Raw genomic sequence first — 1,345 nt, forward strand, 5'->3', positions numbered from 1 at the left:
CCCGCCTTAATCGACGATGGTGGCCTCGGTCGCGGCGCGCAGTTCGGCCTCGGTGACGCCATCGGCCAGTTCGACGATGTGCAGGCCCTTGTGGCCCACATCCAGCACGCCCAGGTTGGTGATGATGCGGTCCACCACGCCCTTGCCGGTCAGCGGCAGGGTGCAGTCGTGCAGCACCTTGGATTCGCCGGCCTTGTTGGTGTGGTCCATCACCACCACCACGCGCTTGACGCCCGCGACCAGGTCCATCGCCCCGCCCATGCCCTTGACCAGCTTGCCCGGGATCATCCAGTTCGCCAGATCGCCGCGTTCGCTGACCTCCATCGCGCCCAGGATCGCCATCGCGATCTTGCCGCCGCGGATCATCGCAAAGCTGGTGGCGCTGTCGAAATAGGCGGTCTGCGGCAGTTCGGTGATCGTCTGCTTGCCGGCGTTGATCAGATCGGGGTCGACCTGGTCCTCGGTCGGGAAGGGGCCGATGCCCAGCATCCCGTTTTCCGATTGCAGCGTCACGTTAACCCCTTCGGGGATGTAATTGGCCACCAGCGTCGGAATGCCGATGCCAAGGTTCACATACATCCCGTCGCGCAGTTCCTGTGCCGCGCGGGCGGCCATCTGGTTGCGGTCCCATGCCATGATGCGTTCCCCCTCAGGCTGCGCGGGTGGTGCGCTGTTCGATGCGCTTTTCGTGCTGGCCCTGGATCAGGCGGTGCACATAGATGCCGGGCAGGTGGATGTGGTCGGGGTCCAGGCTGCCCAGCGGCACGATTTCCTCGACCTCGGCCACGCAGACCCGCCCGCAGGTCGCCGCCGGCACGTTGAAGTTGCGCGCCGTCTTGCGGAAGATCAGGTTGCCCGAGGTGTCGGCCTTCCAGGCCTTGACGATCGCCAGATCCATCACCAGGCCGGTTTCCAGGATATAGGTTTCCCCGTTGAAATCCTTGTGGTCCTTGCCGTCCGCGATGACCGTGCCGACGCCGGTTTTCGTGTAGAAGCCCGGAATCCCCGCGCCACCCGCGCGCATCCGTTCGGCCAGCGTGCCTTGCGGGTTGAATTCCAGTTCCAGTTCACCCGACAGGTACTGGCGCATGAATTCCGCATTCTCGCCAACGTAGGATGAGATCATCTTCCTGATCTGCCGGGTCCTGAGCAGGATGCCCAGGCCGAAATCATCCACCCCGCAATTGTTCGAGGCGATGGTGATGTCCTTCGTCCCCGCGTCGCGGATCGCCGCAATCAGCAGCTCGGGGATGCCGCAAAGCCCGAATCCCCCGGCTGCCATCGTCATACCGTCGTGCAAAAGCCCCTCAAGGGCCTCTGCCGCGGTCCCGTAGACCTTGTTCAT

The 1,345-nt window shown here is 64.2% G+C and carries 2 protein-coding genes; both read right to left on the reverse strand.

Going from position 1 to position 1,345, the window contains the following annotated elements:
• Positions 1–6: 6 nt before the first annotated feature.
• On the reverse strand, positions 7–636 hold the full coding sequence (locus tag ACK8OU_RS20165; RefSeq protein ID WP_410305118.1) for a 3-oxoacid CoA-transferase subunit B: 630 nt from the start codon (positions 634–636) through the stop codon (positions 7–9).
• A gap of 13 nt (positions 637–649) precedes the next feature.
• Positions 650–1,345: CoA transferase subunit A (locus ACK8OU_RS20170; protein ID WP_410305119.1), on the reverse strand; the 696-nt coding region annotated here is incomplete at its 5' end.

Source organism: Pontitalea aquivivens, assembly GCF_046507575.1.
Taxonomy (GTDB): Bacteria; Pseudomonadota; Alphaproteobacteria; order Rhodobacterales; family Rhodobacteraceae; genus Pontitalea; species Pontitalea aquivivens.

Bases quoted from the DNA above. Each gene is read 5' to 3' on its own strand.
- ACK8OU_RS20165 (WP_410305118.1), bottom strand. From the start codon at position 636: ATGGCATGGGACCGCAACCAGATGGCCGCCCGCGCGGCACAGGAACTG.